Here is a 24,501-nt window from a genome sequence, read left to right on the forward strand (position 1 = left end):
GGTGTCCGGGAGAACCGGAGCGGAACGGGAGCGGTCGGGTCAGGACCGGTCCAGCAGCGTGGTCAGGACCTCGTGGAGGACGGCGGCCGGATCGGCCACCGCCTGCGCCGAGCGCCAGGCCACGAACCCGTCCGGGCGGACGAGGATCGCGCCCTGCGGGGTCGTACCGTGCACCTCGGTCCAGTCGCCGCCGTTCGCCGGGATCAGGTCGGCCTCCGGCCCGGTGCCGATCGCGTACACGTCCAGGGGCAGGCCGAGCTCTTCGGAGACGGATCGCCCCGCCGCCCGCCACGGCGTCTCCTCCGAGCACAGCAGGACGAAGGAACGCTCGTAGAGGTCCACGGTGGACTTGGGCTCCGGATCGCCCGGAGCGCAGAGCCACATGTGCGGCGCACGGCTGCCCGGGTCCCCGCCGAGCCGCATCCGTTCGGGCACGACCGGTCGGTCCGGATCGGCTCCGAGCACCACGCCCTGGTTGTAGCGGTAGCCCATGGCCACGGACAGGACCCCGCCCTGCCGGCCGCCGGCGCCCGGCGCGGCGTCCGGGAGGGCCGCGGGCGCGGACCCGGCGGGGGACGTGTGCTCGGGGTCGGGCTCGTACCCGGGGTGGCTGTGCTCCGCCGAACGCGCCGAGGCGCGCTCACTGGTGGCCCGGGCCACCGGCAACCGCTCGGTCTCGTAGGTCTGCAGCAGCCCCGGCCCGGCCGAACCGTTCAGCACCGCGGCGAGCTTCCAGGCGATGTTGTGGGCGTCCTGGATGCCGGTGTTCGAGCCGAACGCGCCGGTGGGCGACATCTCGTGGGCGGAGTCACCGGCCAGGAAGACCCGGCCGACCGCGTACCGCTCGGCGACCCGCTCGGCGGCGTGCCACGGCGCCTTCCCGGTGACCTCGATGTCCAGGTCGGGTGCGCCGACGGCCCGGCGGATGTGCTCCACGCAACGCTCGTCGGTGAAGTCCTCCAACGTCTCGCCGCGGTCCGGGTGCCAAGGCGCGTGGAAGACCCACCGCTCGGCGTTGTCGACGGGCAGCAGGGCCCCGTCGGCGTCGGGCTTCGTCAGGTAGCACACGATGAAACGCCGGTCGCCGACCACGTGGGCGAGCATCTGGGACCGGAAGGTGATGCTCACGTTGTGGAACAGGTCCCCGGAGCCGCTCTGGCCGATCCGGAGGGCCTCCCGTACCGGGCTGCGCGGCCCGTCGGCCGCGACGAGGTAGTCCGCGCGCACCGTGCTGTGTTCCCCGGTCTCCCGGTTCTTCACGATCGCGGTGACCCCGCCCGGGTCCTGGTCGAAGGAGAGGAGTTCGGTGGAGAACCGCAGGTCGGCCCCGAGTGTGGGGGTCACGGACATCAGGACCGGCTCGATGTCGTTCTGGCTGCACAGGCACCATGCCGCCGGGCTGAAACGCGCGAGCGCGCCCCCCGGGTCGATTTCCTCGAAGAGCCACTCCTGGTCGTCACCGGTCAGCGAGCCGCCCTGCATGATGCCGTGGTTGTCCGCCAGGACCGAGGCGGCCTCACGGATCCGGTCCTCGACGCGGGCGACCCGGAACAGTTCCATCGTCCGTACGTTGATACCGCGTCCGCGTGGGTGCATCGAGGTACCCGCGTGCTTCTCGACCACCATGTGCGGGATGCCATGCCGGCCGAGGAAGAGCGAGGTGCACAGACCCACCAGCGAGCCGCCCACGATGAGGACCGGGACGTGGTGGTCGACGTTTTCCTTCATGGCTCTTCCATGCCCTGTACGAGGCCGGTTCCCTCGCTCGTTCACCCGCTTGGTTCTCTCCTCTCGCGCCGCACGGATTACGGAACGACGATCGGTTCGGGTGGCGCCGCCCCGTGGCGACCGTGTGGTCTCGAAGGAGTGTGAAGATGACAACCTTGTCGGAACGGATATCCCAGTCCGCCTTCGACGGCTCGAGGCTTCGGGTCGTGCTGCTGCTGGATCTGTACGACGGTGCGCAGAATCAGTTCCTGGAGGTGTACGAACATCTCCAGAAGCAGGTGTCCTCCGTCCCCGGACACATCAGCGACGAGTTGTGCCAGTCGATCGAGAACCCGTCCCAGTGGCTCATCACCAGCGAATGGGAGAGCGCGCCGCGGTTCTTGGCCTGGATCAACAGCGAGGAACACGTCGCGTCGGTGCAGCCGCTCCACGGCTGTGTACGGGACACCCGCTCGCTGCGTTTCAGCGTGTTGCGGGAGATCGGCAAGGGGCCGGGCCCCGGCTCCCACTCCCCCACCGGCCCGCCCTCCGCAGCCGCCTCTTCACCGGACACCGCGGACCGGGCCCGGGGCAGCCTCCAGGTCGCTCCGCGGCGCGGCGACGGCGTGGTCCGCCACGCGCTCACCTTCACCGTGAAACCCGGCAGCGAGCCGGTGGTGGCGGAGCTCCTGGCCGGGTACACCTCACCGCAGGCCCAGGTCGACGAGAGCACCCGACTCCGCCGCACCTCGCTGTTCATGCACGGCAACCGTGTCGTCCGTGCGGTCGAGGTCGAGGGCGACCTGCTGGCGGCCCTGCGGCACGTGGCCCAGCAGCCCGAGGTGCGGGCGTTGGAGGAGGCCATCAACCCGTACCTGGAGCAGGACCGGGATCTCGGCGATCCCGGATCGGCGCGGATGTTCTTCACCCGTGCGGCGCTCCCCGCGGTGCACCATGTGGCGGCCGGCGGCCGCGAGCGGGCGGACCTCGGGCGGCACGCCCTCTTCTACCCCGCGAAGGACGGGTGCGGCTCGGCGCTCGCCCGGCTCCTCGCCGGGCAGGACGAGGCGGCCGTGGACGACCCGACGAGCCCCATCGAGGGCAGCACCGTCTTCCAGCGCGACGACATCGTCGTGCGCCTCCTCGACCTGCGCGGCCCGCTCGACGCGCGCCCCGCACTCGCCCTCGGCGTCGAGGGCGACCACAAGGCCGCCGTGCTCGCCCGGCTGCTCGACAGCGCCAAGGACGGCGTCCCCACCACCGACCAGGAGATCTCCCGCTTCCTCGCGCGCTCTGAAATGCGCCTGATCACCGACCGGCGTTCGCCGGTCCAAGCCTGAGGAGTTGTCCGTCATGACCGCTCGACTGACCATGGAAGAACTGGCCGCGCTCATGAAGAAGGGGGCCGGCGTCACCGTCGACCCCGCGGCCATGGCGAGCCGCCCCGACTCGGGCTTCGACGAGTGGGGCCTGGACTCCCTGGGCCTCCTCGGCATCGTCGGTGAGCTGGAGAACCGACACAGCCGGCCGCTGCCGGCCGACGCGGACCGGTGCAAGTCCCCGCGCGAGTTCCTCGACCTCGTCAACAACGCCCTGGCCGCCTGACAACGCCGCCCGGGACACCGCCCACGCCCTCGAGACCGGCTTCGTGCCGGTCTCGAGGCGTTCGGTCGTATGCCGGTGGGCATCACCCGGGCACGGTGCACTCGAACGCGTGCAGGTACGCGTTGACCGGCCGGATCTCGCCGATCACCAGTCCGGCGTCCTCCATGCGGGCGCAGAGGCTGGCCTTGGTGTGCTTCGCGCCGCCGACGTTGAGCAGCAGCAGCAGGTCCATGGCCGTGGTGAACTTCATCGACGGGGTGTCGTCGACCAGGTTCTCGATGATGACGACCCTGGATCCGGGGCGGGCCGCCTCGACGACGTTGCGCAGGGTCCTGCGGGTGCTGTCGTCGTCCCACTCCAGGATGTTCTTGATGATGTACATGTCGGCGTCGACCGGGATGGCCTCGCGACAGTCCCCGGGGACGATGTCGGCCCGTGCGGCGAGCGGCCCGTCCTCGCGCAGGCGCGGGTCGGCCTTCGCCGCCACGCCCGGCAGGTCGAGCAGCACGCCCCGTACCGTCGGGTGCTTCTCCAGCAGGCTCGCCAGTACGTGGCCCTGGCCTCCGCCGATGTCCGCGACGACCGAGATCCCGGTGAGGTCGAGGAGCTCCGCGACGTCCAGCGCCGACTGCATGCTGGAGGTGGTCATGGCCCGGTTGAACACGTGGGCCGACTCGTGCGCGTCCTGGTGCAGGTAGTCGAAGAAGCCCTTGCCGTACAGCTCCTGGAAGACGCTGCCGCCGGATCGGACGGCGTCGTCGAGCCGCGGCCAGGCCTGCCAGGTCCAGGGCTCGGTGCACCACAGGGCGATGTAGCGCAGGCTGTGCGGGTCGTCCTCGCGCAGCAGGTGCGACATCTCGGTGTGGACGAACCGTCCGTCCTCGGTCTCCGCGAAGATCCCGTAGCAGGACAGGGCGCGGAGCAGTCGCTGCAGGGGCAGCGGCTCGGCGTTCACCGCGGTCGCGAGCTCGGCCGCGGTGGCGGGCGACTCCCCGAGGGCGTCGGCCACTCCCAGGCGGGCGGCGGCCCGTACGGCGGCGGCGCAGGCCGCCCCGAAGACGAGCTCACGCATGCGCATGGCCGGCTGGGGGGTGTGCTGGGGGGACGGGATCGGGGTGGGGGTGGGACTTACCGTGGTCATGAGATCTCGATTCTGCTGATCGGGGGGATCACGCGTCAGCACATCCCGGCCGGCACGGAGGATGCGCACCGGTTGTTGACGAACTGGTTGCCCGTTCCGGTCCCCTGGTTGGCCAGGTCCGCCGGCTTGTTGTCCCGCACCACGTTGTCCCGGATGACGTTGTCGGTGTTCGTCGCGCCCACGAAGCTCTTGAACAGCAGGATTCCGCCCGACAGCGGGGAGGCTCCGACGTTGCCGCGGATGTCGTTCGAACGGATGACCGTCTGCTCCGCCCCGGTGAGGACGATGCCGACGCCCTGGATGTCGGGGAGGCGGGTGTTGCCCTTGCAGAACTTGTTGTTCTCGTGGATCCGGTTGTTGCGGATGGTCATGTCCCCGGCTCCGGGCTCGCCCTCGTCGCCGACGACGAAGATGCCGCCGCAGTTGCCGGTGAGCTCGTTGCCGTAGACGGAGAGGTTGCGCACGCGTCGGACGGTGACGCCGATCCGGTTGCCGGTCAGCGTGTTCCGGCGGACCACGGCGCCCAGGGTGTCGGTGGCGCCGCCCTCCCGGTCGACGGTGTTGGCGATGAAGAGGCCCGACTCGGCGTTGTCGCGGGCGGTGTTGTCGCGGAAGAGCCCGCGCGTGGAGCGTTCCTGGGCGATGCCCCAGGTGCCGTTCTTCTCGGAGATCACCCGCTGGACGCTCAGCCGGTCGGTGTAGGAGGCCCAGATGCCGTTGCGCTTGAAGCCCGAGACGGTCAGCGAGCGGATGTCCACGCCGACGACGGGCTGCTCCGCCGTACCCATGACGCAGATGCCGGTGTCGGCCTGCGAGCAGGCGAGCGCCCGGCCGGACGTCGCCGGCGTCGCGGGCGTGGCGGAGGTGGCGGGCTTCGCGGGCGGCTGCGCGGCCGGTGTCTGGGCCGCCCCGGATGTCACCGGGGCTCCCGTCGCGCCGGGGGCCTGCGGCGTCACGGGGGCGACCGGAGTGACGGCCGTGACCGGCGGCCTGATCACCGTCCGGGCGCCGTACCCGCGCAGGGTAAGCCGCTTGGTGATCAGCACGTTCTCGTAGTAGGTGCCGGGCATCACGGTGATGGTGTCGCCCGGCCTGGCGTAGTTCACCGCGTCCTGGATCGAGTCGCCCGGGTGCACTCTGCGTCCGGCAGCGGCCGAGGACGGCGCGAGCACGCCGAGACCTGCGGCCATGACGACTGCGATGCACGTGAGGGACTTGATTTGTCGGTTCGTCACGATGCCGAAGTTATGGGCGATGGCGACCGCTCGCCACACTGCGCGAGCGGATGGATACACCCCGTGGGCAAACGGCCGCATTTTGACGTCCGGAGGAGTGGATAGTCGTACTCCGGGCGACGGCCGAACGGGGTGACGCCCGGTCAGCTCCGGCCCCACGGCGTGTCGCCCGGTCCGGACGGACCCGACGGAGCGTCACACGGCGGCGAGACTCGCCGCGCCGAAGGAGACGTCGAAGCGGTCGCACCAGATGGTCACGCTGCTGAAGTCGGCGATGTTCACGTCGGCGGGGACCGGGTAGTTCTGGTCCCCCTTGTTGCCCTTGAGCTTGCCGAGGCTCGTGTGCTTGCCGTCGTCGAAGACGCGCCAGCCCGCCACGCCCTCCTTCACCGGGGCGTCGGTCAGCCACACCCGCAGGTCCGGTCCGTTGCTGGTGTCGAGGTTCGCCAGTCGCAGGGTGTGGGACCCGTCGGGGAGTCGGATGAGCTCCACCGTGCCGGTGGTGCTGTGTTCGTGGCTGATGAGCGTCCCGCGGGCGACGGTCACCGGGGCGGCCGGGGCCCCGGGTACGGCCGCGGACGCGCCCGGGGCCGACGGCGCGGCGGCGGCCGGGAGCGCTTCGCGGACGGTCTCGTCCTGCCACAACTTCCACGGCTGCAGCCAGTACAGGGCCACCGCCACCACCACCGCCGCCGCGATCGACGCTCCGCCCCACAGCCGCCCGCGCCGCCTGATCCGTGTCACTGCCGTTCCCTCTTCGTCGTCCTGACCCCGTCCCTACGGATTCAACGCGGCCGGGCCGTCGTGCGCCATGCCCGCGCCGATGACGAAAGTCTTACGTCGACCCGTCCGACCGTTGCCCCCTGCTCCGCGTTCGTGCTGGTGGCAGCGGGTTTCCCGGCTACGACGGCGATGGGCGACGGGCAACCCGTCGACCCCGGTGCGGGCCGGGGGCAGGCTGAAGTCGTCAGCACGAGGCAAGCTCCACAAGGGGAAACCATGCGCAAGATGTTCCGCGGCGCCGCCGCGCTCGCCACCGCCGTCGTCGCCGTGATCGCCCTCAGCGGTTCGGTCGAGGCCAAGCCTGCCGACGCGTGGGCCGGCTGCCCGGACGGGGCGGTCTGCATCTACCCTCAGAACCAGAACCCCGCCGTCAAGCCGACGCACGTCTTCTACTCCTACGGGGCGCACAATCTGAGCAACCAGTTCGGGAACCACTGGGTGCTCAACAACCAGTACGGCGGTGCGACCGCAAATCTGTGCACGGGCTCCGGAGGCTCCGGCTGCGGCAGCCCCATCGCGTCCAAGACCGGTGTCTACGCCGACCTCACGCCCATCAACTCGATCCGGCTCAACCGGTAGCCGCACCCCGTCAGGGCAGCGTGCGGAGCCGCCCGTCAGGTGGCTCCGCACGCTCGTACGCCGGTCGTACCGGTCCGAAGAGGCGGTCGTCCGCCCCACCCCCGCTGTAGCCTGGGCACTCCCGTACCGCTGCCTGGGCGCGCACTGCCATGGGGGATGTCTTGGGGGATCCGGACCACCGGCGCAAGACCGATCGCCTGCCCGAGTTCGACGGCGCCGCGATGCACTTCCCCGCACAGCTGAGACGTCTGCGGGTGCAACGTGGCCTGTCCCTCGCCGACCTCGCCCGGCAGACGCATTACAGCAAGGGCTACCTGAGCAAGATCGAGACCGGCTCGAAGCGCGTCACCGTCGACGTCGCCCGACGCTGCGACGACGTACTGCGGGCCGGGGGTGAACTGGTGCGGATGGTCCGGGAAACGGGACCGCGCGGCTCCGACGGCGACGGCACCGACGGCTCCGGCACCGACGGCCCGGGCGGCGCCGGTGCGCACACCGGTCCGCAGGTGGACGCCGAGTGTCCCTACCGGGGCCTGCCGGCCTTCACCACACGGGAGGCCCGCTGGTTCTTCGGGCGGGACCGGGCGACGGCCGAGCTGATCGAGCGGGTCTTCGAACGGATCGGCGACGGGCCGCTGATGCTGCTCGCCCCGTCGGGCGCCGGCAAGTCCTCCCTGCTGAACGCCGGTCTGGTGCCGGCGCTGCGCGGGGGCGACTTCCCGATGCCGGGCTCCGACACCTGGCCGGTGCTGCGGTTCACGCCCACCGCGCACCCGATGGGGGAACTGCTGGACTGCGCCGCGAGAGTCCTGGGCGGCGATCTCGGCGTCACCGCCGACGAGGTGCGCGAACGGCCGCACGCGCTGCTCGAAGCCGTCCGGCGGCGCTCGGCCGAACCCGCGGAGAACGGCCCCCCGCAGGACGGCCCCGACCGGACGCCACCTCCCCCGCGTCCGGTGCTGCTCGTCGACCAGTTCGAAGAACTGTTCACGCTGTGCGCCGACGAGGACGAGCGGCGCGCGTTCGTCCGGGTGCTGTGCGCGCTGGCGGCCGCCCCACCCGAACCGGGAGGTCCCGAAACGGCCGGCCCGGAACCGGCGGGCCTCGACCCCGCCGTCGTGGTGTTCGGCGTACGGGCCGACTTCTCCGGGAACTGCCTGGACCTGCCGGAGCTGGCCCCGGTGTTCACCCGAGGGCTGTTCGTCCTGCCGCCGATGTCCCTCGCGGAGCTGCGGGAATCGATCACCCGCCCCGCGGACCTCGCCGGTCTGACCCTCGAACCGGGCCTGTTCCCGCTGCTGATGCGCGATGTCGGCCTGCGTGACGATCCGCCCGACCGGATGCCCTCCGGGGTGCTCCCCCTGGTCTCCCACACCCTGCTGGCCACCTGGGGCCAGCGCGAGGGCGCCACCTTGACCGTCGCCGGCTACGAGCGCACCGGCGGCATCCAGGGGGCGATCGCCCGCACCGCCGAAGAGGTGTTCACCCGCCTGTACCCGGCCGAGCAGAACACGCTCCGCCGCGTCCTGGTGCGGCTGGTGCACGTCGCGGACGGTACGGGGGCCACGCGCCGACGGATGAGCCGGACCGCCCTGATGGAACAGCTGGCCGACGCCGGCCCCGCCGCGGCCGCGCTCGACACCTTCGTCCGGGCCCGTCTGATCACCATGGACAGCGACACCGTCGAGATCACCCACGAGGCCCTGCTGCACGCCTGGCCGCGGTTGCGCGGCTGGATCCGCGCCGACCGGGCCGGGCTCCTGGTCCATCAGCAACTGGCCCACGCCGCCGCCGAATGGGAGCGCGAGGGCCGCGATCCGTCGGCGCTGCACCGCGGGACGCGGCTGGAGAACGCCCGGGCCTGGGCCGACGAGCACGACGGCCGGGACCGGCTCGGCCCGCTGGAGGCCGCCTTCCTACGGGCGAGCCAGGACGCGCAGGACGGTCGTGAACGGCAGGCCGGTCGCCAGGTGCGGCTTCGGCAGTGGACGCTGGCCACGCTCGTGGTCCTGCTGGTCCTCGCGACGGGCGCGGGTGGGCTCGCGTACCAACAGCGCGCGGGCGCGCTCGGCCAGGAGCGCGTCGCCCGGTCGCGGGCGCTCGCCCTGCAGTCCGCGGCGCTGGCCGTGGGCCGGCCCGAGGCCTCGATGCGGCTCGCCGGTCAGGCGTACCGGACCTCGGCGACGATCGAGGCCCGCGGGGCGCTGCTGAGCACCCAGTCCCAGCCCTTCGTGGCGCGTCTGGGCGGGCACGAAGGGCCGGTCAACGCGGTGGCCTTCGCGCCGGACGGGCGGACGCTGGCGACGGCCGGTTCGGACGGGACGGTGATCCTGCGGCGGGTGGCCGACCGCCGGACGATCGCGACCTTCACCCTGCCGGGGCGGGTGCGCGCGGTGGCGTTCAGCCCCGACGGCTCGACCCTCGCGGCCACGTCGACGGACGGGCCGGCGCGGCTCTGGGACACCTCCGCCGGTGGGGGCGGTGGCACGCCGCTCCCGGCGAGTACGGCGGGCGCCCACGCGGTGGCCTTCGCGCCGGACGGGCGGAGCCTGGCCGTCGCCGGTGCCGACGGGACGATCGGGTTGTGGGACACCGCCGGGAACCATGGCGCCTCGGCCTCCCTGACCGGTCACACGGGGCGGGTCAACGCGTTGGCGTACGCCGCCGACGGCCGGACGCTGGTGTCGGCCGGCGCCGACCGGACCGTACGGCTGTGGGATCCGGTGGCGGCCGAGCCGCTCGCGGTCCTCACCGGGCACACCGACGAGGTGCTGGGCGCGGCCTTCGCTCCGGACGGCCGTACGGTCGCCACCGGAGGCGTCGACCGCACCGTACGGCTGTGGGACGTGGCGGGCCGGCGGACGACGGCCACGCTCACCGGGCACAGCGACGACGTGAACGGGGTCGCCTACACGCCGGACGGGACGACGGTCGTCAGCGCGGGCGGCGACGGCACGACCCGACTGTGGGACGTGGCCGGGGGCCGGGCGGTGGCGACGCTCGCCGGACACACCGACTACGTCCTCGGGGTGGCCGTGGACAGCCGGGGCGCCTTGCTGGCCACCGCCGGTTTCGACACGTCGGTGGTGCTGTGGGACCTGCGGGGCTCGGCGCTGGCCTCGCGGCCGTTCACGGAGATCTGGGATGCCGCGTACAGCCCGGACGGGAAGCGGCTGGCGACCGCGGAGGCCGATCACGCGGTCCGGTTGTGGGACGTGGCGGAGCGCCGGGTCGTGGCCACGTTCGAAGGACACAGCGAGACGGTGTTCTCGGTCGCCTTCTCCCCCGACGGGCGGACCCTGGCGTCGGCCGGTTCCGACGGGACGATCCGGCTCTGGGACACGGGGGCCGGCGGGGAGCCGGCGGTCCTCACCGGACAGGGCGGGACCGTGTTCTCGGTCGCCTTCTCCCCGGACGGGCGGACGCTGGCCTCGGCCGGTTCCGACGGCGCCGTACGGCTGTGGGACGTGGCGGGGCGCCGCCCGCTCGCGATCCTGGCCGGTCACACGGACTTCGTCGACGACGTGGTGTTCAGCCCCGACGGGCGCACCTTGGCGAGCGCCGGGGACGATCTGACGATCCGTCTGTGGGATGTCGCGGGGCGTCGTCCCGTGGCCGTGCTCACCGGGCATCGGGGCGCGGTGCGCGGGGTGGCCTTCAGCCCGGACGGGCGGACGCTGGCGAGCAGCGGCAACGACGGCACCGTGCGGCTGTGGGACGCGCGGGACCACCGCTTCCGGGCGGCGCTGGCGGGGCACACCGGCTCCGCGCGGGGAATCGCCTTCTCCCCCGACGGCCGCACGCTCGCGAGCAGCGGCAACGACCGCACGGTACGGCTGTGGGACGTGGCCGGGCGCCGACCGGTGGCCGCGCTGTCCGGCCATACGAACGCGGTGTGGGGCGTGGTGTTCGCCCCCGACGGGCGGACGGTGGCCAGCAGCGGTACGGACGGCACGGTGCGGCTGTGGGACCTGGACGTCAAGGCGCGCCTCGCGGCGGTCGACGGACTGCGGGCGTCCGACCCCGAGGGGCAGGACGGGGGTCCGTCCCTCGGGGTCAGGCGTTCGCGATGACGAGCAGAGTCCGCGCCGCGACCGGGCCCGACAGGTGGCAGCGGTGCGGGACTTCGCCCCGGTGGTGGGCGCTCTGGCCCGCGCGCAGGGTCAGCGGTTCCTCGCCCTCGACCTCCAGGACGATCTCGCCCTCCAGGACGTAGAGGAAGTCCTCGCCGGGGTGTTCGAACCAGCCGCGCTCGCCCCGGCCGGGCTCGAAGTGGTGCTCGTAGGCCTCCATCAGCGCGCTGCGCCCGCCGGGGATGAGCACTTGGGCGATCTGGCCCGCGCCCTCGGCCACCCGGATCACCTGCGGGTCGCTCTCGTGGCTGACGGCGCCGGGCCGGTCGGGCGGCCGCAGGAAGGTGCCCGGGGTGACGTCCAGGGCCTCGGCGATCCGGTAGATCGAGCTGAGGCTGGGCGTGGCGAGTCCGCGTTCCAACTGGCTGAGGAAGGGCTGGGAGAGGCCTGAGCGGGTGGCGAGCACGGCCATGGAGACGCCGCGCTGTTTGCGGCAGCCGCGGATCACCCGTCCGACCTCGATCGCTTCGGGGGTGGGTTCTGGGCGAGACACGCAGGTGAACGTACCTCATGGGGTCCGGCGGGCCGGGGGGCCGCGGGAGGTTTCGCACTGCCGCAACACTCCCGTCATAAGCGTGGTCAATTATTGACCTCACTTATCAACGCGTCGGAACACGTCGGAACGCGTCGGAGCCCGACCTAACCCGACGGAACTCGACGCAACGCGCCGCAACGAACGAGGAGTCGCCCCGTGCACGCCACCCCCTCACCCCCCGGCCGGGGCCTCGCCGGGCTCGGCCCGGCCCTGGGCGCGGCCGGCGTCGTACTCGCGCTCTGGTACCTCCTCGCCCACTCCGGCGGGGTCGCCCCGGGACTGCTGCCCACCCCCGGCCGGACCATGGCCGCGCTGGTGGACAGCGCCCGCAGCGGCACCCTGGCCACCGACCTCGGTGCCAGCCTGGCCCGGGCCGGACAGGGCTTCGCGCTGGGCGCCGTCATCGGCAGCGCGCTCGGCTTCACCACCGGCTACCTGCCGAAGGTGTCCGCCGCCGTCACCCCGGTGATCTCCTTCCTGCGGCCGATCCCGGCCATCGCCCTGGTGCCGCTCGCGACCGCCTGGTTCGGCATCGGCGAGAGCGCCAAGCGCCTGCTCATCGCCTACGCCGTCCTGCTCGCCGTCTGGCTGTACGTCCACGACGGGGTGTCCCGGGTCCCGGTCTCCCATCTGCGGGCGGCCCGGTCGCTGGGGGCTCCGCTGCACCGGCGGTTCACCGAGGTGCTGCTGCCCGCCGCCGCCCCCGCCCTGCTCGCGGCGCTGCGCTACGGGGCCTCGGTGGCCCTGCTCGCGCTGGTGGCGGCCGAACTGGGAGGCGCGGACAGCGGGTTGGCGTACCGACTCCAGGTCGACGGGCAGTTCCTGCGGGTGGACCGGATGTTCGCGGGGCTGCTCGTGCTCGGGCTGCTCGGGGTGGCCGTCGACCTCGTACTGGCCGCGGTGGGCCGCCGGTTCGTGCACTGGAGCGCGTCATGAGCCTGGAGGTACGACTGGAGGGGCTGTCGGCGGGCTACGCGGCCGGCGCCCCCGTGCTGGAGCACACCGACCTGGAGTTCGCGGCGGGCTCGTTCACGGCGCTGCTCGGGCCCAGCGGCTGCGGCAAGTCCACGGTTCTCAACACGGTGGCCGGCTTCGTACGGCCCACCGCCGGGCAGGTGACGGCGGGGGCGGAGCCGGTGCGCGGCCCCGGCCCGGAGCGGGGCGTGGTCTTCCAGCACTACGCGCTGTTCCCGTGGCGCACGGCGCGCGGAAACGTCGAGTTCGCCCTCAAGCGGCTCGGCCTGCCGCGCGCGGAGCGCCGCCGGCGCGCGCTCGCGGCGCTGGCCGAGGTGGGACTCGCGGACGGCGCGGAGAAGTACCCGGCGCAGCTGTCGGGCGGGATGCAGCAGCGGGTGGCGCTGGCCCGTGCGCTGGCCGCCGAGCCCGAAGTGCTGTTGATGGACGAGCCGTTCGGAGCGCTGGACGCGCTGACCCGGACCCGGATGCAGACCCTGCTGCGGGAGTTGTGGCAGCGCCGCGGCACCACCGTCCTGTTCGTCACGCACGACATCGACGAGGCGCTGGCACTCGCCGGGCGCGTGATCGTCCTCGGCGGGAGCCCCGGGCGGGTGCTCGCCGACCACGCCGTGCCCGCCGGCCCGCCCGATCCCGACCTGCGCTCCCTGATCGCCCGCCACCTCGGCTCCGAGTGATCCCCGCACCCCCTGCTCGCTTCTTCTCCGCTCCCCTCCTGTCCCCGGAAGGACCGTTCACCATGCTCAGACCCCGCGCGGCGGCCGCCGTACTGCTCGCCGTCCTGCTCTCCCCGCTCGCCACCGCCTGCACCGGCTCCGCCTCGGGCACCGCGGACGGCGCCCGCCCGGCCGTCACCCTCGCCACGAGCGACCATCTCGGCGGCGCCCCCGTCCACCTGGCCGAGGAGGGCGACCTCTGGTCGGCCGAGGGCATCGCGGCCACCGTCACCACCCAGCCCACCGGCCGGGACGCGCTCAACGCCGTGCTCGGCGGTCAGGCCCAGCTCGGCGTCGTCGGCGATCTGCCCGCCGTGACGGCCGCATTGGGCGGGCGCGAGCTGCGGGTCGTGGCCGACCTGTCCCGGTTCTCCGACTGGCGGCTGCTCACCCGGACCGACCGGCAGATCACCGGCTTCGCCGCGCTGAAGGGCCGCAAGGTCGGGGTCCCGCAGGGCACGAACGTCGAGTACGCGCTGTCCCGGATGCTCGCCTCGGCGCAGCTGACCGCCGCGGACGTGACCGTGGTCAACCTGGCCCCGAACCAGGTCACCTCGGCCCTGGCCCGCGGTGACATCGACGCCGGTGTCACCTTCCCCAGCTTCTACGACGCCGCGCGCACCGCCTTGGGCGGCGCCTACGCCGAGCTCCCCTTCACCGGATACACGGCCAGGACCCTCCTCGTCGCCGGCCCGTCCGCGAAGGCGGAGAGCACCACCGCGGTCCTGCGTACGCTGCTGCGCGCCCAGCGGGAGCTCGCAGCCGACCCGGCCGCGGCGCGCAAGGCCGTACTCGCGCAGTCCAAGGGCGTCCTGCAGGCCGCCTACGTCGAGACCTACCAGCCCCGCTACACGTACGGCACCACCCTCTCTCCCGAGCTGCTGACCCAGCTGGAGGAGGAGGCCGCCTGGGCCAAGGCCGCCCAGAACCTGCCCGGCGCCGCCGACCGCGCCGCGCTGCTGCGGTTCCTCGACTCCGGCCCCCTGACGGCCGTCGACCCGGCCGCCGTCACCGTCCGCTGAACCCCGCACGCACGCACCCGCGCCCGCACGCACACGCACACGCACACGCACACGCACACGCACACGCACCGAGGAGAGATCCCATGACCGTCGACCAGAACACCCTGCGCCGCCGCGGCGTCGGCCTGATCGCCCACGACCCCGAGCGCAGCTACGGCGGCCTCACCCTCTACACACCGATCACCAGCGCCGGCGAGATCCACCTCGTCGACATCGAGGGCCGACCGGTCCACACCTGGAACTCCCCGCACCCGCCCGGCCGTCAGGCCCAGATCCTGCCGAACGGCAACCTCTTCTACGCTGCCAAGGACACGAGCGGCCCGACCCTCTTCCCCATCTGGGACGTGTACCACGGCGGCATCTTCCAGGAGCTGGCGCCGGACTCCACGGTGCTCCGCGAGGTGCGGCACCCCTTCCACCACCACGACGCCTCGATCCTGCGCAACGGCAACCTGCTCATCGGGGCCGTGGAGCCGCTGGATCCGGCCGACGCGGCCCGGATCCGGGGCGGCATCCCCGGCTCCGAGGCGCCCGGCGGGGTGATCTACGGGGACGTGGTGTACGAGCTGACCTGGGACGGGGAGATCGTGTGGCGCTGGGCCGCCATCGAGCACCTGGACCCGGCAGAGGTACCGCTGAACCGGCACTTCGCCCGCAACCATTGGCCGATGGCCAACACCGTCAACGAGAGCGCGGACGGCTCGATCGTGGTGGGCTTCCGCAGCGCCTCCACCACCGTGTCCGTCGACCGCGCCGACGGGTCGGTGCGGTGGTGCATCGGCCCGGACGTCCTCGCCCAGCAGCACCATCCGCACGAACTGCCCGGCGGCACCCTGCTGGTATTCGACAACGGCACCTATCGCGACACCACCTCGGTGCCGTACTCGCGGGTGCTGGAGCTCGACCCGTCCACCGGCAAGGAGGTGTGGGCGTACGAGGACAACCCGCCGCAGAACTTCTTCAGCCCGTACATGTCCAGCGCCCAGCGCCTGCCGAACGGCAACACCTTCATCGCCGAAGGCTCCTTCGGGCGGCTCTTCGAGGTGACTCCCGGCGGGGACGTGGTGTGGGAGTTCGTGGTCCCGCAGTTCCGGTCCTTCGGGGAGGGCGTGGGCCTGGAGTCCTCGGCCGGCGCCCAGAACTCGGTCTTCCGCGCCTACCGGTACGCCGCCGAGCAGTTCCCCTGGCTGTGAGGCGCACCCGCGCACCCCGGCCGTCCCGTACGGCTCCCCGCACACCCGACGCGCCCCGTGCACCACAGGTACCCCACGTCCCCCAGGTGCCCCGAATTATTTCACCGGAAGGCGTTTCATGTACGGATGATTAAATTGCCGGGCGCTTATCCGGATACCGATCAGAAACGTTGACAGCCCTTCTCCGGGCTGCCTAGCTTACGCCGCAGATATCGACATCGGCGGCCTCTTCTTTCCGGCATGACGGCTGCTTCTTTCCCTTCTTCGATTTGTCGAAGCCGCTGGAGTGTCCGTGACCGAATCCCTTGTCCTCGCCGCGCCCACCGGCCCGTCCGGCCCACCCGCGCCGGCTGAGCGGGTCCGCCCGCTCCGCCGGCCCGGGCGGTGGCTCGCCACCGGCGTCGTGCTGGTACTCGCCGCCCAGGCCGTGCACGGACTGCTCACCAATCCCTTCTACCAATGGGACCGCTTCGCCTACTGGTTCCTGCGGCCCGTCATCCTCGACGGGCTGCTCATCACCCTCCAGGTGGCCGCGTACAGCGCGGTGCTGGGTCTGGTCGGCGGTGTTCTGCTGGCCCTCGCCAGGCTCTCCGCCAACCCGGTCCTGCGGTCCGTGAGTTGGACCTACGTCTGGCTGCTGCGTTCCGTACCGCTGATCGTCGTCCTGCTCTTCCTCTACAATCTCGGGGCGCTCTACCCCACCCTCAGCATCGGGGTGCCGTTCGGACCGGCCTTCCTCACCTTCGACGAATCCCGACCGGCCCCGGACATGGTCATCGCGGTCGTGGGCCTGAGCCTGGCCGAAGCCGCGTACGCGGCCGAGGTGGTGCGGGCGGGCCTGCTCTCCGTGGACCAGGGTCAGCACGAGGCGGCGGCCGCGCTGGGACTGCCCGGGCGCTACCGGTTCACCCGGATCGTCCTGCCGCAGGCGCTGCGGGCGATCGTCCCCTCGTACGTGAACCTGCTGATCGGGCTGGTCAAGGCCACCTCGCTGGTCTTCTACGTGTCCCTGCTCGACCTGTTCGGCTCGGTGCAGAGCCTGGCCGGCACCTACTCGGGCGATGTGGTGCCGCTGTTGCTGGTGGCGACCGCCTGGTACGTGATCCTCACCAGCCTGATCTCCGTCGTCCAGTTCTACGTCGAGCGGCACTACGCGCGCGGTGCGCTGCGCACGCTGCCGCCCACCCCGGCCGGGCGGGTCCGGGCGGCCCTGCGCGAGCTGCGGGTCCGCTTCCGGCAGGAGACGGCGCGATGACCACGAACACCACCACCACGACCGACACGATCACGGTGCGGCCCGCCGCGATCGAGGTCCACGACGTGCACAAGTGGTTCGCGGGCCGGCCGGTCCTGGACGGGGTGAACCTGACGGTCCCCCCGGGCACGGTCACCGTCGTCCTGGGGCGCTCCGGTTCGGGGAAGTCCACCCTGCTGCGGGTCATCAACCACCTGGAGAAGCCCGAGGCCGGATACGTCAGCGTGGGCGGCGAACCGATCGGCGTGCGGCGGCACGGAGGGCGGCTGAAGGAGCTGAGCGAGCGTGCGATCCTCGCCCAGCGCAGCCGGATCGGCTTCGTCTTCCAGAACTTCAACCTCTTCCCGCACCTCACCGTGCTGGACAACGTCGCCGCGGCTCCGGTCGCCACCGGGCGACTCCCCCGCGACGAGGCCGATGAGTTGGCCCGGGAGCTGCTGGAGCGCGTCGGCCTCGGCGATCGGACCGGCGCCTATCCACGGCAGCTGTCCGGCGGCCAGCAGCAGCGGGTGGCCATCGCCCGTGCCCTCGCGCTGCGCCCGGGGGTCATCCTCTTCGACGAGCCCACCTCCGCGCTCGATCCGGAGCTCGTGGGCGAGGTGCTGTCCGTGATCAAGGAGTTGGCCACCGGGGGCACCACGCTCGTGATCGTGACGCACGAGATCGGCTTCGCCCGCGAGGTGGCCGACGAGGTGGTCTTCCTCCACGACGGGCGCGTCGTCGAACAGGGCCCGCCCGAGCTGGTCCTGGACCGGCCCACCCATCCGCGTACCCGGGAGTTCCTGAGCAAGGTCCTGTGACCCGCCCCGGCCCCCGCCTGCTCCACCCCTCCACCCCTCCGCTCCTCACACTCCCGCAAAGGAACGCCATGCACCACGAGCCCACCCTGCGCGTCAGACTCCTGCGCGGCCTCGGCGCCGCGACGGCCGCCGTGACCCTCGCCGGCGGACTCACCGCGTGCGGTGACGCCGAGGCCACCGCGACGTCGAGCGCCTCGGGGAAGGTCACCGTCGGCGCGGAGTCCAACGGCGCCGCCCGGCGGACGGAACTGTCCGTCCCCGTCGTCGAGTCGCTGCGCGCCCGGCTGCCCGAGGCCGTCCGTGAACGGGGCGAGTTGGTCGTCGGCGTCGGCGCGCTCCCCGCCGGCTTCCCACCGCTGGCCTACGTCGGCACCGACCAGAAGACGCTCACCGGGGCGGAGCCGGACCTGGGCCGGCTGGTGGCCGCCGCCCTCGGGCTGAAGCCGGTCGTGAAGAACTCCACCTGGGAGAACCTCTTCGTCGGCATCGACAGCGGCAAGGTCGACGTGGCCTTCACCAACGTCACGGTCACCGAGGAGCGCAAGAAGAAGTACGAGTTCGCCTCGTACCGGCAGGACAACCTGGCCTTCGAGGTGCTGAAGGACAGCCCCTGGAACTTCGACGGCGACTACCGCAACCTCGCGGGCCGGACGGTCGCCGTCAGTTCGGGCACCAATCAGGAGAAGATCCTCCTGGAGTGGCAGAAGAAGCTGCGGGCCGAGGGCAAGGACGTCACCGTCAAGTACTTCCCCGACACCAACAGTGTCTTCCTCGCCCTGAGCGGCAAGAAGATCGACATCAACTTCGCCCCGAACCCCTCCATCGCCTACCACGTCACCCAGAGCGCGAACGGCAACGCCCCCACGCGCAACGCCGGGTCCTTCTCCGGCGCCGGCGAGTCCTTGCAGGGCCTGATCGCGGCGACCGCCAAGAAGGACAGCGGATTGGCCGAGCCGGTGGCCGCGGCCATCAACCATCTGATCGAGAACGGCCAGTACGAGAAGCTGCTGGCGGCCTGGAACCTGTCCAACGAGGCCGTCAAGACTTCCACGGTCAACCCGCCCGGCCTGCCCCTGACCAACTCATGAGCGCCCCCGCGCACACCTCGCCGAACCCCCACGTCCTGGACAACCCGGCCTGGGCGGCCCTGTCGGGCGCGCACACCGCCTTCGCCGAGTACCCGGCGGGCGGCGGCGCCCTCGCGGCCCGCGCCGCCCGCTACTCCCGGGACGTCTCGCCCTTCGCCGCCCTCGCCGACCCCGAGGACCCGCGGTCCTGGGCCGACCTGCGCGCGCTGGTCGGCGACGGCGAGGTCGCCTCGCTCGCCGGGGTGCTGACCCCGCCCGACGGTTGGGAGACCGTCGGGCGGATCCAGGGCGTCCAACTCGTCGACACCTCACTGCGCGCCGAGCCGGCCCCGGAGGCGGTCCGGTTGGGCGCCGACGACGTGCCGGAGGTCCTCGAACTGATCCGGCTGACCGAGCCCGGCCCCTTCCTGCCCCGCACCGTCGAGCTGGGCACGTACCTCGGCATCCGCCGGCGGGGCCGGCTGGTCGCCATGGCCGGGGAGCGGCTGCGTCCGCCCGGCTGGACCGAGATCAGCGCGGTGTGCACCCATCCCGACCACCGCGGCCAGGGCCTGGCGACCAGGCTGGTGCGGGCCGTCGCCGCGGGCATCCGGGAGCGCGGCGAGGTCCCGTTCCTGCACACCTCGGCGAGCAACACGCGGGCCATCCGGCTCTACGAGTCGATCGGCTTCACCCTGCGCCGCCGGCCCTTCTTCCTGGCCGTCCGGGCCCCGGGCAACACCGCTGCCAAGTTCTCTTAATATTGCAGTCATTGTATGCCACCGCTATCGGGCGTAGCGTTTTCGAAGAAATTGATGACGGGCCGAATTACCTGATCCGCATCGGCTTCCTCTTTTCCGTACGCCGAGCAGGAAGGCGCAATTCTCCGTGTCCGCTCCCTCATCTTCCCCGGCGCCCCTGCACCTCGCCGTCGCCCTCGACGGAGCGGGCCGGCACCCGGCCGCCTGGCGCGAGCCGGGTGCCCGGCCCGACGAGCTGTTCACCGCCCGCTACTGGGCCGGCTTCGCCGCCGAGGCCGAAGCCGGGCTCCTCGACTTCATCACCTTCGAGGACGGTCTCGCCCTGCAGTCCTCCTCACCCACCGGATCCGACGAGCGCACGGACCGGGTCCGCGGGCGGCTGGACGCGGTGCTCACCGCGGCCCGGGTGGCACCCCTGACCCGGCGCATCGGGCTGGTCCCGACCGTGACGGCCACCCACACCGAGCCCTTCCACATCTCCAAGGCGATCGCCACGCTCGACCACGTCAGCCGCGGCCGCGCCGGCCTGCGGATCCAGGTGTCCGAACTCGCCCACGAGGCACGGCACTTCGGGCGGCGCACCGCTCCGTTCGCGGACGGCGAGCTGCACGCGGAGGCCGCCGACCACGTCGAGGTGGTCCGGCGGCTGTGGGACAGCTGGGAGGACGACGCGGAGATCCGGGACGTGGCCACGGGCCGGTTCGTCGACCGCGAGAAGCTGCACCACATCGACTTCGAGGGCCGCCACTTCAGCGTCAGGGGCCCCTCGATCACCCCACGCCCGCCGCAGGGACAGCCCGTCGTCACCGCGTCCGGCGCCGGCGAGGCCTCGTACGCGCTCATCGCCCGGTCCACCGAGGTCGGGTACGTGGCCGCGCACGACGGGGACGGTCCGCGCGCCGCCGTCGCGGCGATCCGACGGGCCCGGGAGGCGACCGGGCTCGCCGCGGACCCGCTGCACCTCTTCGGTGAACTCACGGTGTTCCTCGACGCGGACGCCCCGGCCGCCGCCGCACGCCTGGAGCGCCTCGACGCGCTCGCGGGTGACCCGTACGTCGGTGACGGCGCGGTCTTCACCGGAAGCGCCGGGCAGTTGGCGGACCTGCTGCTGGAGCGGCGGGCGGCGGGGCTGTCGGGCTTCCTGCTGCGGCCGGGCGTGATCGCCCACGACCTGCCCGCCATCACCCGGACCCTGGTGCCGGAACTCCAGCGGCGCGGGACCTTCCGCCGCGCGTACGAGGCGGACACCCTGCGCGGCCTGCTCGGGCTGGAGCGTCCGACCAACCGCTACGCACGGCCCGCCGCCTGACCGCCGCCCGACCCGCCGCCCGACCCCGGACCCTCCGGAAGGACGAACCATGAGCAGCAAGCCGCTCAAGCAGATCCATCTCGCGGCCCACTTCCCGGGCGTCAACAACACCACCGTGTGGAGCGACCCGGCCGCCGGCAGCCATATCGACTTCGACTCGTTCATCCACTTCGCGCGGACGGCCGAACGCGCCAAGTTCGACTTCCTCTTCCTCGCGGAGGGCCTGCGGCTACGCGAACAGGGCGGTGAGATATACGACTTGGACGTGGTCGGCAGGCCCGACACCTTCACGGTGCTCGCCGCCCTGGCCGCGGTGACCGATCGTCTGGGGCTGACCGGCACCATCAACTCCACCTTCAACGAGCCCTACGAGGTGGCCCGCCAGTTCGCCACCCTCGACCACCTCTCGGAGGGCCGGGCCGCCTGGAACGTGGTCACCTCCTGGGACGCCTTCACCGGCGAGAACTTCCGGCGCGGCGGATTCCTGCCGCGCGAGGACCGCTACTCCCGCGCCCAGGAGTTCCTGGCCACCGCCACCGAACTCTTCGACTCCTGGGACGGCTCCGAGATCGCCGCCGACGCGGGGTCCGGCACCTTCCTGCGTGACGCGCGGGCCGGGGCCTTCGCCCATCGGGGCCGGCACTTCGACATCGAGGGTCGCTTCAACGTGCCGCGCAGCCCGCAGGGCCGGCCCGTGATCTTCCAGGCGGGGGACTCCGAGGAGGGCCGGGAGTTCGCCGCGGCCGGCGCCGACGCGATCTTCGGACGGTACGGAACCCTCGACGCGGGGCGGGAGTTCTACGCGGACGTCAAGGGCCGGCTCGCCCGGCACGGCCGGACGCACGACCAGCTGAAGATCCTCCCCGCGGCCACCTTCGTGCTCGGCGACACCGACGCGGAGGCCCGGGAGATCGCACACGAGGTGCGCCGCCTCCAGGTCAGCGGGCAGACCGCGATCAAGTTCCTGGAGCACGTCTGGAACCGGGACCTGTCCGCCTACGACCCGGACGGTCCGCTGCCCGAGATCGACCCCCTGGTCGGGGAGAACACCATCGCCCTGGGGCGGGCGAGCGTACGGCAGTTCCGGGATCCGCTCGCCACCGCCCGGCAGTGGCGCGAGCTGGCCCGGGCCAAGAACCTGTCGATCCGCGAGCTGGTCATCAGTGCCACCGCCGACCAGACCTTCGTCGGTTCGGCCGCCACGATCGCCGAGTCGATCGACACGCTGGTGCAGGCCGACGCCGCCGACGGGTTCATCCTGGTCCCCCACATCACCCCGGGCGGCCTGGACGGCTTCGCGGACTCCGTCGTACCGCTGCTCCAGGAGCGGGGGGTCTTCCGTACCGAGTACGAGGGCACCACCCTGCGCGACCACCTCGGCCTCGCGGTCCCGACCCCTGCCTCCGCCTCCGCCTCCGCCCCTGCGCCTGCCCCGGTCTCGTGAAGTTCCTCGCCATCACCCTGATCACGGACTCCCCGGACCCGGTGACGGGAGGTCTCAGGCCCACCCGGGAGCGGTTCCGTGAGGTGGTCGCCGCCGCGCTGCGGGCGGAGGAGCTCGGCTTCGACGGCTTCGGCGTGGGAGAGCGCCACGAGCGGCCGTTCCTGTCCTCCTCACCGCCCGTGGTGCTCGGCCACATCGCCGCGCTGACCCGCCGGATCCGACTGTTCACCGCCGTCACCACCCTGAGCCTGCTCGACCCGGTACGGGCGTACGAGGACTACGCGACGCTCGACCACCTCAGCGACGGGCGCCTGGAGCTGATGATCGGCAAGGGCAACGGCACCGCGCAGCGCGAGCTGTTCCAGGTGAGCCCCGAGGACCAGTGGGACCGTAACGCCGAGAGCTACGAGCTGTTCCGCCGGATCTGGCGGGAGGACAAGGTCAGCGCGCAACCGCGCTTCCGGCCCGCGCTGAGCGGCGCGGAGGTGCTGCCGAGGCCGTACCAGCGGACCTTGCGGGTCTGGCACGGCAGTGCCACGAGCCGGGAGTCGGTCGACCTCGCGGCGCGGTACGGCGATCCGCTGTTCTCGGCGAACGTCACCCACCCGATCGGCCCCTACGCCGAACTGATCCGCCACTACCGGGAGCGCTGGGAGCACTACGGGCACGATCCCGCGCGGGCGGTGGTCGGCGCGGGCACGGCCGGCTACCACGCGGCCCGGACCTCGCAGCAGGCGGTCGCGGCGTATCGGCCCGCGTTCGCGCGCTACCTCGCCTTCCACGAGCAGCTGGGCACCGCCCCCGTCTTCCCGACGCTGGAGGACTTCGTCGAGCGGAGCTCGGCACTGATCGGCAGCCCCCAGCAGGTCATCGAGAAGGTGCACCGTTACCACGAGGCCTTCGGTCACACGGCCCTGCACCTGCAGGCCGAGGCGGGCGGGCTCCCCGAGGCGGACCACCGCGCCTCGCTCGAACTCTTCCAGTCGGACATCGCCCCGGTCCTGCGCCGCGCGATACCCGACCCCGCCTTCCCCGACCCCACCCTCCCCGACCTTTAAGGAGTCCGGCCATGCCCGGCATCCCTCTCGGGGTCCTCGACCTCGTCCCCGTCTCCTCCGGTTCCACCGCCGCCGAGGCCCTGCGGCGCAGCATCGATCTCGCCCGACGGGCCGAGGAGTTCGGCTACGCCCGTTACTGGTTCGCCGAGCACCACCTCAATCCCGGGGTCGCCGGGACCTCTCCGGCGGTCGTGCTCGCGCTGACCGCAGCCGCGACCTCGACCATCCGGCTCGGCTCCGGCGCCGTACAGCTCGGGCACCGCACCGCGTTGTCGACGGTCGAAGAGTTCGGCCTGATCGACGCGCTGCATCCCGGGCGCATCGACCTGGGGCTGGGCCGCTCGGCGGGCCGCCCCCGGCCGTCCGAGGGTCCGGGGCCGCGGCCGCCGCTCACCCCGGTCGTGGACGGGTACGCCCCGAACGGGCTGCGGATCCCGGAGCCGTTCTCCTTCGCCCGTCTCCTGGGCCATCCGCGGGTGGCCCTGCAACAGAAGCTGCTGAACCTGCCGGGGGCCCAGCCGCAGGAGTACGGCGAGCAGGTCGACGACGTGCTCGCGCTGCTGCGGGGCGAGTACCGCTCGCCGGAGGGGGTGGAGGCGCATGCCGTCCCAGGCGAGGGGGCCGAGGTGGACGTGTGGATCCTGGGGAGCAGCGGCGGGGTGAGCGCGGAGACGGCGGGCCGCAACGGGCTCCGGTTCGCGGCGAATTACCACGTCAGTCCGGCGGCGGTGCTGGAGGCGGCCGAGGGGTACCGGGCCGCGTTCAAGCCGTCGGCCGAGCTGGAACGGCCGTATCTGACGGTGTCCGCCGATGTGGTGGTGGCCGAGGACGAGGAGACGGCGCACGAACTGGCCACCGGGTACGGGGCCTGGGTGCGCAGCATCCGGACGGCCGAGGGGGCCATCCCGTACCCCACCCCGGCCGAGGCGCGGGCGCTGCCGTGGACCGAGGAGGACCGGCAGTTGGTGGCCGACCGGGTGGAGACCCGGTTCGTCGGCTCGGCGCGGACCGTCGCCGATGATCTGGAGCGGCTCCAGGAGGCGACGGACGCGGACGAGTTGCTGATCACCACGATCACGCACGGGCACGAGGACCGGGTGCACTCCTACCGGCTGCTCGCCGAGGAGTGGCGCCGCCGGTCGGCCGGCTGACCGAGATCGGGCGCCGCGGCACCCCGGCGCCC

21 protein-coding genes are annotated in these 24,501 nt (G+C 72.5%); 16 read left to right on the top strand and 5 right to left on the bottom strand.

Features of this window, described 5'->3' with window-relative positions; translation table 11 throughout:
• Positions 1-39: 39 nt before the first annotated feature.
• Positions 40-1,773, bottom strand: a complete 1,734-nt coding sequence (locus OG624_RS06970) for an FAD-dependent oxidoreductase (RefSeq protein WP_371587403.1) — start codon at positions 1,771-1,773, stop codon at positions 40-42.
• A gap of 101 nt (positions 1,774-1,874) precedes the next feature.
• On the opposite strand from OG624_RS06970, the gene OG624_RS06975 reads away from it, so the two are divergent.
• Positions 1,875-3,047: a SchA/CurD-like domain-containing protein gene (locus OG624_RS06975; RefSeq protein ID WP_371587404.1), complete on the top strand. Its 1,173-nt coding sequence runs from the start codon at positions 1,875-1,877 to the stop codon at positions 3,045-3,047.
• Positions 3,048-3,060: 13 nt separating this feature from the next.
• Positions 3,061-3,312 carry an acyl carrier protein gene (locus OG624_RS06980; RefSeq protein ID WP_030388264.1) on the top strand — a complete coding sequence of 84 codons (252 nt, stop codon included), beginning with the start codon at positions 3,061-3,063 and terminating at the stop codon, positions 3,310-3,312.
• Between the two features lie 82 nt (positions 3,313-3,394).
• Here OG624_RS06980 and OG624_RS06985 read toward each other — a convergent pair whose 3' ends face one another.
• The 3 genes from OG624_RS06985 to OG624_RS06995 form a co-directional block, all read right to left on the bottom strand.
• Complete coding sequence (locus tag OG624_RS06985) at positions 3,395-4,453, bottom strand: methyltransferase (protein ID WP_033220996.1); 1,059 nt, start codon at positions 4,451-4,453, stop codon at positions 3,395-3,397.
• A gap of 35 nt (positions 4,454-4,488) precedes the next feature.
• Positions 4,489-5,643 carry a right-handed parallel beta-helix repeat-containing protein gene (locus tag OG624_RS06990; protein WP_051763307.1) on the bottom strand — a complete coding sequence of 385 codons (1,155 nt, stop codon included), beginning with the start codon at positions 5,641-5,643 and terminating at the stop codon, positions 4,489-4,491.
• Positions 5,644-5,883: 240 nt separating this feature from the next.
• Complete coding sequence (locus OG624_RS06995) at positions 5,884-6,432, bottom strand: DM13 domain-containing protein (protein WP_033220994.1); 549 nt, start codon at positions 6,430-6,432, stop codon at positions 5,884-5,886.
• 255 nt (positions 6,433-6,687) lie between these two features.
• On the opposite strand from OG624_RS06995, the gene OG624_RS07000 reads away from it, so the two are divergent.
• Together OG624_RS07000 and OG624_RS07005 are read left to right on the top strand one after the other, a co-directional pair.
• Positions 6,688-7,050, top strand: a complete 363-nt coding sequence (locus OG624_RS07000; RefSeq protein ID WP_033220992.1) for a hypothetical protein — start codon at positions 6,688-6,690, stop codon at positions 7,048-7,050.
• A gap of 149 nt (positions 7,051-7,199) precedes the next feature.
• A complete protein-coding gene (locus OG624_RS07005; RefSeq protein ID WP_371639228.1) occupies positions 7,200-11,123 on the top strand; it encodes an nSTAND1 domain-containing NTPase in 3,924 nt (1,307 codons plus the stop codon).
• Here OG624_RS07005 and OG624_RS07010 read toward each other — a convergent pair.
• Complete coding sequence (locus OG624_RS07010; RefSeq protein WP_371587406.1) at positions 11,107-11,676, bottom strand: helix-turn-helix domain-containing protein; 570 nt, start codon at positions 11,674-11,676, stop codon at positions 11,107-11,109. The genes OG624_RS07005 and OG624_RS07010 overlap by 17 nt on opposite strands.
• Positions 11,677-11,874: 198 nt before the next feature.
• Here OG624_RS07010 and OG624_RS07015 point away from each other — a divergent pair, with 198 nt between their 5' ends.
• The 12 genes from OG624_RS07015 (at position 11,875) to OG624_RS07070 (ending at position 24,469) form a co-directional block, all read left to right on the top strand.
• Entirely contained in the window at positions 11,875-12,654 is a 780-nt protein-coding gene (locus OG624_RS07015) for an ABC transporter permease (protein WP_033220988.1), read from the top strand.
• Positions 12,651-13,370: an ABC transporter ATP-binding protein gene (locus OG624_RS07020; protein WP_033220986.1), complete on the top strand. Its 720-nt coding sequence runs from the start codon at positions 12,651-12,653 to the stop codon at positions 13,368-13,370. The genes OG624_RS07015 and OG624_RS07020 overlap by 4 nt, the downstream gene beginning before the upstream one ends.
• A 62-nt stretch (positions 13,371-13,432) precedes the next feature.
• The gene (locus tag OG624_RS07025; protein ID WP_033220984.1) at positions 13,433-14,431 is read left to right on the top strand and encodes an ABC transporter substrate-binding protein; all 999 of its coding nucleotides are present in this window, start codon (positions 13,433-13,435) and stop codon (positions 14,429-14,431) included.
• Positions 14,432-14,514: 83 nt separating this feature from the next.
• The gene (locus tag OG624_RS07030; RefSeq protein ID WP_033220982.1) at positions 14,515-15,624 is read left to right on the top strand and encodes an aryl-sulfate sulfotransferase; all 1,110 of its coding nucleotides are present in this window, start codon (positions 14,515-14,517) and stop codon (positions 15,622-15,624) included.
• Between the two features lie 292 nt (positions 15,625-15,916).
• Positions 15,917-16,879 carry an amino acid ABC transporter permease gene (locus tag OG624_RS07035; protein WP_033221072.1) on the top strand — a complete coding sequence of 321 codons (963 nt, stop codon included), beginning with the start codon at positions 15,917-15,919 and terminating at the stop codon, positions 16,877-16,879.
• Entirely contained in the window at positions 16,876-17,679 is an 804-nt protein-coding gene (locus OG624_RS07040) for an amino acid ABC transporter ATP-binding protein (protein ID WP_051763305.1), read from the top strand. Before OG624_RS07035 ends, OG624_RS07040 begins: the two co-directional genes overlap by 4 nt.
• A gap of 68 nt (positions 17,680-17,747) precedes the next feature.
• Positions 17,748-18,767: an ABC transporter substrate-binding protein gene (locus OG624_RS07045; protein WP_033220979.1), complete on the top strand. Its 1,020-nt coding sequence runs from the start codon at positions 17,748-17,750 to the stop codon at positions 18,765-18,767.
• The gene (locus OG624_RS07050; protein WP_033220978.1) at positions 18,764-19,507 is read left to right on the top strand and encodes a GNAT family N-acetyltransferase; all 744 of its coding nucleotides are present in this window, start codon (positions 18,764-18,766) and stop codon (positions 19,505-19,507) included. The genes OG624_RS07045 and OG624_RS07050 overlap by 4 nt, the downstream gene beginning before the upstream one ends.
• A 127-nt stretch (positions 19,508-19,634) precedes the next feature.
• The gene (locus OG624_RS07055; RefSeq protein ID WP_371639229.1) at positions 19,635-20,816 is read left to right on the top strand and encodes an LLM class flavin-dependent oxidoreductase; all 1,182 of its coding nucleotides are present in this window, start codon (positions 19,635-19,637) and stop codon (positions 20,814-20,816) included.
• Between the two features lie 49 nt (positions 20,817-20,865).
• On the top strand, positions 20,866-22,260 hold the full coding sequence (locus OG624_RS07060; protein ID WP_033220974.1) for an NtaA/DmoA family FMN-dependent monooxygenase: 1,395 nt from the start codon (positions 20,866-20,868) through the stop codon (positions 22,258-22,260).
• A complete protein-coding gene (locus OG624_RS07065; protein ID WP_371587411.1) occupies positions 22,257-23,318 on the top strand; it encodes an LLM class flavin-dependent oxidoreductase in 1,062 nt (353 codons plus the stop codon). The genes OG624_RS07060 and OG624_RS07065 overlap by 4 nt, the downstream gene beginning before the upstream one ends.
• An 11-nt stretch (positions 23,319-23,329) precedes the next feature.
• Entirely contained in the window at positions 23,330-24,469 is a 1,140-nt protein-coding gene (locus OG624_RS07070) for an LLM class flavin-dependent oxidoreductase (protein ID WP_371587412.1), read from the top strand.
• Positions 24,470-24,501 lie beyond the last annotated feature (32 nt).

The sequence above is a fragment of the Streptomyces virginiae genome, assembly GCF_041432505.1.
Classification (GTDB): domain Bacteria; phylum Actinomycetota; class Actinomycetes; order Streptomycetales; family Streptomycetaceae; genus Streptomyces; species Streptomyces virginiae_A.